General features: G+C 53.9%; 17 protein-coding genes. All 17 read right to left on the reverse strand.

From position 1 onward, the window contains the following. Positions 1-7 precede the first annotated feature (7 nt). Positions 8-403, reverse strand: a complete 396-nt coding sequence (gene rpsH, locus ACFOFO_RS18300) for a 30S ribosomal protein S8 (protein WP_390327427.1) — start codon at positions 401-403, stop codon at positions 8-10. Between the two features lie 14 nt (positions 404-417). Next, positions 418-723 carry a 30S ribosomal protein S14 gene (gene rpsN, locus ACFOFO_RS18305; protein WP_390327429.1) on the reverse strand — a complete coding sequence of 102 codons (306 nt, stop codon included), beginning with the start codon at positions 721-723 and terminating at the stop codon, positions 418-420. Between the two features lie 7 nt (positions 724-730). Beyond that, entirely contained in the window at positions 731-1,270 is a 540-nt protein-coding gene (gene rplE / locus ACFOFO_RS18310; protein ID WP_390327431.1) for a 50S ribosomal protein L5, read from the reverse strand. Positions 1,271-1,276: 6 nt separating this feature from the next. Beyond that, positions 1,277-1,591: a 50S ribosomal protein L24 gene (gene rplX, locus ACFOFO_RS18315; protein WP_390327433.1), complete on the reverse strand. Its 315-nt coding sequence runs from the start codon at positions 1,589-1,591 to the stop codon at positions 1,277-1,279. A 9-nt stretch (positions 1,592-1,600) separates the two neighbouring features. Next, positions 1,601-1,969, reverse strand: a complete 369-nt coding sequence (gene rplN / locus ACFOFO_RS18320; protein WP_390332310.1) for a 50S ribosomal protein L14 — start codon at positions 1,967-1,969, stop codon at positions 1,601-1,603. Between the two features lie 228 nt (positions 1,970-2,197). Continuing rightward, positions 2,198-2,470 (reverse strand): 30S ribosomal protein S17, encoded by a 273-nt coding sequence (rpsQ, locus tag ACFOFO_RS18325; protein WP_390327435.1) that lies wholly within the window; start codon positions 2,468-2,470, stop codon positions 2,198-2,200. Continuing rightward, positions 2,470-2,661 carry a 50S ribosomal protein L29 gene (gene rpmC / locus ACFOFO_RS18330; RefSeq protein WP_390327436.1) on the reverse strand — a complete coding sequence of 64 codons (192 nt, stop codon included), beginning with the start codon at positions 2,659-2,661 and terminating at the stop codon, positions 2,470-2,472. The genes rpsQ and rpmC overlap by 1 nt, the downstream gene beginning before the upstream one ends. Positions 2,662-2,673: 12 nt before the next feature. Further along, positions 2,674-3,093 (reverse strand): 50S ribosomal protein L16, encoded by a 420-nt coding sequence (gene rplP, locus ACFOFO_RS18335; protein WP_390332312.1) that lies wholly within the window; start codon positions 3,091-3,093, stop codon positions 2,674-2,676. A 2-nt stretch (positions 3,094-3,095) separates the two neighbouring features. Next, a complete protein-coding gene (rpsC, locus tag ACFOFO_RS18340; RefSeq protein WP_390332314.1) occupies positions 3,096-3,953 on the reverse strand; it encodes a 30S ribosomal protein S3 in 858 nt (285 codons plus the stop codon). A 9-nt stretch (positions 3,954-3,962) separates the two neighbouring features. Further along, positions 3,963-4,295: a 50S ribosomal protein L22 gene (gene rplV / locus ACFOFO_RS18345; RefSeq protein WP_390327438.1), complete on the reverse strand. Its 333-nt coding sequence runs from the start codon at positions 4,293-4,295 to the stop codon at positions 3,963-3,965. Between the two features lie 5 nt (positions 4,296-4,300). Next, entirely contained in the window at positions 4,301-4,576 is a 276-nt protein-coding gene (gene rpsS, locus ACFOFO_RS18350) for a 30S ribosomal protein S19 (RefSeq protein ID WP_153236347.1), read from the reverse strand. A 10-nt stretch (positions 4,577-4,586) separates the two neighbouring features. Beyond that, positions 4,587-5,414, reverse strand: coding sequence for a 50S ribosomal protein L2 (gene rplB / locus ACFOFO_RS18355; protein WP_390327441.1), 828 nt, complete (start codon positions 5,412-5,414; stop codon positions 4,587-4,589). Next, positions 5,414-5,731, reverse strand: coding sequence for a 50S ribosomal protein L23 (gene rplW / locus ACFOFO_RS18360; protein ID WP_390332317.1), 318 nt, complete (start codon positions 5,729-5,731; stop codon positions 5,414-5,416). The genes rplB and rplW overlap by 1 nt, the downstream gene beginning before the upstream one ends. Continuing rightward, the gene (rplD, locus tag ACFOFO_RS18365) at positions 5,728-6,348 is read right to left on the reverse strand and encodes a 50S ribosomal protein L4 (RefSeq protein WP_390327443.1); all 621 of its coding nucleotides are present in this window, start codon (positions 6,346-6,348) and stop codon (positions 5,728-5,730) included. The genes rplW and rplD overlap by 4 nt, the downstream gene beginning before the upstream one ends. A gap of 3 nt (positions 6,349-6,351) precedes the next feature. Further along, on the reverse strand, positions 6,352-7,008 hold the full coding sequence (gene rplC, locus ACFOFO_RS18370) for a 50S ribosomal protein L3 (protein WP_390327444.1): 657 nt from the start codon (positions 7,006-7,008) through the stop codon (positions 6,352-6,354). A 163-nt stretch (positions 7,009-7,171) separates the two neighbouring features. After that, positions 7,172-7,483: a 30S ribosomal protein S10 gene (gene rpsJ / locus ACFOFO_RS18375; protein WP_390332318.1), complete on the reverse strand. Its 312-nt coding sequence runs from the start codon at positions 7,481-7,483 to the stop codon at positions 7,172-7,174. A 102-nt stretch (positions 7,484-7,585) separates the two neighbouring features. After that, positions 7,586-8,017: EF-Tu C-terminal domain-related protein (locus ACFOFO_RS18380; RefSeq protein ID WP_390332321.1), on the reverse strand; the 432-nt coding region annotated here is incomplete at its 5' end.

Here is an 8,017-nt window from a genome sequence, read left to right on the forward strand (position 1 = left end):
GCGCTCCTTAGGCCACGTAGCAAATAACTTCGCCACCGACACCGGTTGCGCGAGCTTTGCGGTCTGTCATGACGCCCTTGGGTGTGGACACAATCGCCACGCCCAAACCATTCATCACGTTTGGCATATCATCCTTGCCTTTGTATACACGCAGCCCTGGACGGGATACGCGCTCAAGGCGCTCAATTACTGGACGACCAACATAATATTTCAAACCGATCTTCAGTTCCGCCTTGCCACCAGCCTCGGTAACGGCGAAATCTTCAACGTAACCCTCGTCCTTCAGGACTTGAGCAATCGCAACTTTGACCTTCGACGACGGCATTGCTACCGTGGTTTTTTGTACACCTTGGGCGTTGCGTATGCGGGTCAGCATATCGGCGATAGGATCGCTCATACTCATTGCATCTTCTCCTATTACCAGCTAGCTTTTGTCATGCCGGGAATTTCGCCACGCATGGCAAATTCACGGAGCTTAATACGGCCCAAACCGAATTTACGGAAAGTACCACGTGGACGACCAGTGATCGCACATCTGTTGCGTTGACGCGTTGGATTTGAGTTCCGCGGCAGTGCCTGCAACTTCAGGCGCGCTTCATAACGCTCACCCTCAGATTTGGATTGATCATCAATGATTGCCTTCAACTCGGCGCGCTTGCCGGCGTACTTCTTTGCCAGGTCAGCGCGCTTTTGTTCGCGGTTAATCAGTGCCAGTTTTGCCATGGCAACCTCAGTTTCTGAACGGAAATTTAAATGCGGCGAGGAGCGCTTTCGCTTCGTCGTCGGTCTTCGCTGTCGTCGTGATGCTGATATTCATACCGCGCAACACGTCGATCTTGTCGTACTCGATTTCGGGGAAAATGATCTGCTCTTTCACGCCGATATTATAGTTACCGCGACCATCGAACGCACGACCCGAAACACCGCGGAAATCGCGTACGCGCGGCAACGCCACAGTGATGAAACGATCGAGAAACTCGTACATCTGGGCGCCACGCAAGGTAACCATGCAACCGATCGGATAACCCTCGCGAATCTTGAAACCCGCAATCGCCTTGCGCGCCTTGGTTACGACCGGCTTTTGACCGGCGATTTTCGTTAGGTCACCAACGGCATGCTCGATGATTTTTTTGTCCGCGATCGCCTCAGACAAACCCATATTCAGGGTGATCTTGAGGATACGCGGCACTTCCATTACCGACTTGTAAGCAAACTTCGCTGACAGGTCAGCAACGACTTTATCTTTATAAAATTCCTGGAGACGGGCCATGATCTCTTAAACCTTAACAACTTCGCCGTTCGACTTGAAGACGCGGACTTTCTTGCCATCCACATCCTTGAAGCCCACGCGATCTGCCTTGCCAGTAGCCGCGTTGAACAACGCGACGTTTGACACATGAATTGGCATCAACTTATCGACGATGCCACCAGTTACACCAGTCATAGGGTTAGGCTTGGTCGCCTTCTTGGCAACATTCACACCTTCCACCACGACATGCTCAGCATCGACTCGACGCTGAACCACGCCGCGCTTACCCTTGTCCTTACCGGTCAAGACGATTACTTCATCGTTCTTACGAATTTTGTCCATTACGACTCCTTACAGCACTTCTGGCGCAAGCGAAACAATTTTCATGAACCGCTCAGTACGCAGTTCGCGCGTGACTGGCCCGAAAATGCGGGTGCCAATCGGCTCAAGTTTGGCGTTCAGCAGCACAGCTGCATTCCCGTCAAACTTCACCAGGGAACCGTCCTGACGACGAACACCCTTGGCGGTACGAACTACTACTGCGTTGTAGATCTCGCCCTTTTTGACGCGACCACGTGGCGCAGCAACTTTTACAGTCACCTTGATGACATCGCCAATACCTGCGTAACGGCGTTTTGAACCACCCAATACCTTGATGCACATAACTTCTTTTGCACCAGTATTGTCGGCTACTTCGAGCCGGCTTTCAGTTTGAATCATAGTATTCTCTTTCCCAACTTAAGCCGCTCAATTCGCTTAATGCGAGCTTGCGGTCAGTCTTGGTCCCGTCAGCCGCCTTGTTAGGCCGCACTGCTTGGGGTGGACGTTTTCAAAATCTGCTATTCGAGATTTTTTTTGCAAAATTCTCTACATCGCTCTTGCAGGGCACTTATTACTTGAACGAAGCCCAGCAGTATGGCACGAACATGCTGGGCCCGCAACAAATATTTATACTATTTGCGCAGCCTGTACCACACGGGTCACTGTCCAAGCCTTGGTCTTCGAGATCGGACGACCTTCCTGGATCTCGACCACATCACCAGCCTTGGCTTGGTTGGTTTCATCATGCGCATGATATTTATTCGAACGCATGATGATCTTGCCGTACAGCGCGTGCTTGACGTGGCGCTCGATCAGAACGGTAACTGTCTTGTCCATCTTGTCGGAGACCACTTTGCCAATCAGCGTGCGCTTGAGCGCTTGTTTCACTTGATCGTTCATTATTTGTCTTCCTTCAAATTCATGACCGTTTTGACTCGTGCGATATCGCGGCGAACTTTCTTGATCTGCGAAGTATTGTTCAGCTGCTGCGTAGCGATTTGCATACGCAGGCCGAATTGTGCCTTCAGCAGGTCATTCAGCTCCGTGGTCAGAGCCGCTTGATCTTTGCCGCGGAGTTCAGATGCTTTCATATTTCACTCCAATTATTGGCCGACTTGACGAACCACGAAGGTGGTCAACAGCGGCAGTTTAGATGCAGCCAGGCGGAACGCCTCGCGCGCCAACGCCTCGTCAACGCCATCCATCTCGTACAGCACTTTACCCGGCTGGATTTCAGCCACGTAATATTCAGGATTACCCTTGCCGTTACCCATACGAACTTCGGCCGGCTTTTGCGAAATCGGCTTGTCCGGGAAAATACGGATCCAGATACGGCCACCGCGCTTGATGTGACGCGTCATCGCGCGACGGGCTGCCTCGATCTGGCGCGCCGTGATGCGGCCACGGCCAACTGCTTTCAGACCGAATTCACCGAACGACACGGCGGTGCCGCGCGAATGGGAAATGCCGGTATTGCGGCCTTTTTGCTCTTTACGATATTTTCTGCGTGCTGGTTGCAGCATGATTATTCTCCTGCCTTCTCAGCCGGGGCCGCTACCGCGCTAGCAGGCGAGCCATCGGGCTTTTGAGCACGAACCCGCTTGGCAGCTGGTGTAGAGGTACCGGGAGCAGCTGTAGTAGTTTGACCTTCTGGTCGCTTGGCACGAGGACGCGTGGTCGGCTTGCCGTCATCACGACGTGGACCGCGACGTTTTGTGTCGTCTTCCTTCGTCAGATCGATCGGCGGCTCGCCACTAGGAAGACGGTCGCCTTTATAGACCCAGACCTTGACGCCGATGATGCCGTAGGTGGTCGACGCTTCGCTGGTGCCATAATCGATATCGGCACGCAGGGTATGCAGAGGCACACGACCTTCGCGATACCACTCGGTACGAGCAATCTCGATGCCGTTCAGACGACCGGACGACATGATCTTGATACCCAGGGCACCCAGACGCATCGCGTTCTGCATCGCACGCTTCATGGCGCGGCGGAACATGATCCGTTTTTCCAGCTGCTGCGAAATCGAATCGGCGATCAGTTGCGCATCGGTTTCCGGCTTGCGAATCTCTTCGATATTGACGTGCACCGGCACGCCCATGATCTTGGTCAGCTCAGTCTTGAGAACTTCGATGTCCTCGCCCTTCTTGCCGATCACGACGCCTGGACGCGAGCTATAGATTGTGAAACGCGCATTCTTCGCCGGACGCTCGATAACGATGCGACCAACGGAGGCGTTCTTCAGTTTCTTTTTCAGGTAAGCACGCGCCTTGAGGTCCTCGTTGAGCATGGTGGCAAAATTACTATTGCCAGCAAACCAGCGTGACGCCCAATTGCGCGTAACCGAAAGACGGAAACCGGTTGGATGAATCTTCTGTCCCATCGTGACTCCTTAGTTACCGACAGTCACGAATATGTGACAGGATTGCTTCGAAATACGATCGCCACGGCCTTTTGCGCGCGCTGTAAAGCGCTTCAAGATCGCACCTTTTTCAACATAGATCGTCTTTACCTTCAGCTCGTCGATGTCAGCACCATCATTGTGCTCGGCGTTTGCAATTGCAGACTCCAACACTTTCTTGATGATGGTTGCACCTTTTTTCGGACTGAAAGCCAAGATGTTCAATGCTTGATCCACTTTTTTACCGCGAATCAGGTCCGCCACCAGGCGACCTTTTTGCTCGGACAGACGCACACCGCGCAGAATTGCTTTAGTTTCCATCATCACACCTATCTCTTAGCCTTTTTATCGGCGGCGTGACCCTTGAACGTCCGAGTCAGCGCGAATTCGCCAAGTTTGTGACCAACCATGTTTTCGGACACATACACCGGCACGTGTTGCTTGCCATTGTGTACGGCGATAGTCAGGCCGATGAAGTCCGGCATAATTGTCGAACGGCGCGACCATGTTTTGATTGGCTTCTTGTCTTTAGCGGCTTGCGCAGCTTCGACTTTCTTGACCAGGTGGGCATCACAGAACGGCCCTTTTTTCAATGAACGTGTCATGTGCTACCCCTTATTTCTTGCCACGGCGCGAAACGATCATGGAAGTCGTGCGCTTGTTGCGACGCGTCTTCTTACCCTTGGTCTGCTGGCCCCACGGCGACACTGGATGACGACCAGCCGCTGTTTTACCTTCACCACCACCATGCGGGTGATCAACCGGATTCATTACCACACCACGTACCGTCGGACGGACGCCGCGCCAGCGCATGGCACCAGCCTTACCGATCTTGCGCAGGCTGTGTTCGGCATTGCCGACTTCGCCCACTGTTGCACGGCATTCAATGTGAACGCGACGCACTTCGCCGGAACGCAGGCGGACCTGGGCGTAAGTACCTTCACGCGCCATCAGAACCACGCCAGCGCCCGCGGTACGCGCCATTTGCGCGCCCTTGCCAGGCAACATTTCGACGCAATGCATGACGGTACCGACCGGAATATTGCGGATCGGCAGGCAGTTGCCCGACTTGATCGGCGCTTCCGAACCGTTCATTAGCTGATCACCGACCGCCATACCCTTGGTAGCGATGATGTAGTGACGCTCACCGTCGGCATAGCACAACAATGCAATGTGCGCGGTGCGATTCGGATCGTATTCAATACGCTCAACCTTGGCTGGAATGCCATCCTTGGTGCGCTTGAAGTCGATCAGGCGATAATGCTGCTTGTGACCACCGCCGATATGGCGGGTCGTGATATGGCCATTATTGTTACGACCAGCGCTCTTCGACTGCGCCTCGATCAGACCCGCGAACGGACGGCCTTTGTACAGGTCGGAATTGACGACCTTGACCATGCCGCGACGACCGGGCGAGGTCGGCTTGACTTTGACGAGTGCCATTATTTAGCCTCCTCGGAGAAGTTAATTTCCTGGCCGGGCTTCAGGCTGACAAATGCGCGCTTGGTATGATTGCGACGACCAGTGAAGCGGCCGGTGCGCTTTTGCTTGCCCTGACGGTTCGCCACTTGCACGGACTCAACTTCGACTTTGAACAGCAGCTCGACCGCGGCCTTGATTTCTGGCTTGGTGGCATCCGGTGCGACGCGGAAAACGACTTGCTCGTTCTTTTCAGCGACGAAAGTCGCCTTTTCCGAAATCACCGGCGCCAGCAACACTTTCATCAAGCGCTCTTCGCTATGTTTTACGATGGTGCTCATCCCAGCATCTCCTCAATCTTGGCCAAAGCCGGCTTGGTGATCAAGATGTTCTTGTAATACACCAGGGAAACCGGATCGGCGTGACGCGGCTCCACCACCAGCACGTGCGGCAGATTGCGGGAAGCCAGGAACAGGTTCTCGTTGAAATCGTCGGTAATCACCATGACGGACTCAAAACCCATGCCCTTCAGTTTTTGCGACAGCAGCTTGGTCTTCGGCGCGTCGATCGACAGACTCTCGATCACGGTCAGACGACCCTCGCGCGCCAATTGAGACAGAATCGAGCAGACACCGGCGCGATACATCTTCTTATTGACTTTGTGCGAGAAATTTTCTTCAGGCGAATTCGGGAAAATGCGACCACCGCCACGCCACAAAGGCGACGACGACATACCAGCACGAGCGCGGCCCGTACCTTTTTGACGCCATGGTTTTTTGGTCGTGTGATGCACTTCTTCACGATCTTTTTGCTTACGGTTACCGCTACGCGCGTTAGCCTGATAAGCGACGACCACTTGATGAATCAGTGCCTCGTTGTAATCGCGACCGAACACGGTATCCGGCGCGGCGACGTTCGAAGCTGATTGACCCAGGTCATTTAGGAGCTTGAGTTCCATCGTTTAAGCTCCCTTCTTGGCTTTGGTTTTAACAGCAGGCGAGACGATCACTTGACCGTTCTTCGCGCCTGGAACCGCACCCTTGACCAACAACAGCTGACGATCAGCGTCGATGCGGGCGATTTCCAGATTCTGCGTGGTGCAGGTAACGTCACCCATGTGACCGGTCATGCGCTTACCAGGGAACACGCGACCTGGATCCTGCGCCATACCGATCGAACCCGGCACGTTATGCGAACGCGAGTTACCGTGCGTCGCGCGACCAGAACTGAAGTTGTAGCGCTTGATAACACCGGCATAACCCTTACCAATCGACACACCCTGCACGTCAATCTTTTGACCAACTTCGAACAGGCTGGCAGCGATCACATCGCCGGCCTTCATTTCGGAAGCTTTGGAGGTATCGATCAGGAATTCTTTGAGGATGGTTCCGGCTTCAACACCGGCTTTTGCGTGGTGACCGGCGGTTGCCTTGTTCACGCGCGATGCACGACGATGACCGAATGCGACCTGAACAGCGGAATAACCATCCGTTTCAGGCGTTTTGATTTGCGCAACACGATTGTTCGATACGTCAACCACGGTAACAGGAATCGAATCCCCATCATCCGTAAAGATGCGCATCATACCAACCTTGCGACCAATTAGGCCTAGGCTCATTTTTTCTCCATTCCCACCTGCGATTGGGCGGGGCTGACTGTTTGTACAACTTATAAAAGTGGAAACGCGGATTTACCGAATTTCCACAGAAGCCGAGTAGTATATCTTTAGCGCTCTTGCTTGGCAATACCTGGTGTGCAAAAAAACAGCACACCAGCCAAAATTATTGCAACTTGATTTCTACGTCCACGCCAGCCGGCAGATCCAGCTTCATCAGCGCATCAACGGTCTTGTCGGTAGGATCGACGATATCCATCAGGCGCTGATGGGTACGGATCTCGAACTGATCGCGCGAAGTCTTGTTGACGTGCGGCGACCGCAATACGTCGAAACGCTGGATGCGGGTCGGCAGTGGCACTGGGCCCTTGACGACTGCGCCGGTACGCTTGGCGGTTTCGACGATTTCAAGTGCGGACTGGTCGATCAACTTGTAGTCGAAGGCTTTCAGGCGAATACGGATTTTCTGGTTTTGCATGATTTCCCTTTAAAGAACGGGCCGCGAGTGTCGCCACTCGCGGCAATATGACAGCTACACCAAATCTACTGCAAACTTAATCAAGCAGCTGATCTAGCAAGATTAAGCGATAATTTTTGCCACCACACCCGCGCCGACGGTACGACCGCCTTCACGAATCGCGAAGCGCAGACCTTCTTCCATCGCGATCGGGTTGATCAGCTTGACAGTGATCGAGACGTTGTCGCCTGGCATGACCATTTCTTTGTCTGCTGGCAATTCGATCGAACCGGTCACGTCGGTGGTACGGAAGTAGAACTGCGGACGATAGTTGTTGAAGAACGGGGTGTGACGGCCGCCCTCGTCTTTCGACAATACGTAGATCTCGCCGGTGAAGTGGCTGTGCGGCTTGATCGAGCCTGGCTTGGCCAGTACTTGACCGCGCTCGACGTCTTCGCGCTTGGTGCCGCGCAGCAGCACGCCGACGTTGTCGCCGGCCTGACCCTGGTCGAGCAGCTTGCGGAACATTTCGACGCCGGTGCAGGTGGTCTTGAC

The sequence above is a fragment of the Pseudundibacterium arcticum genome (assembly GCF_042646465.1).
GTDB lineage: Bacteria > Pseudomonadota > Gammaproteobacteria > Burkholderiales > Burkholderiaceae_D > Undibacterium_A > Undibacterium_A arcticum.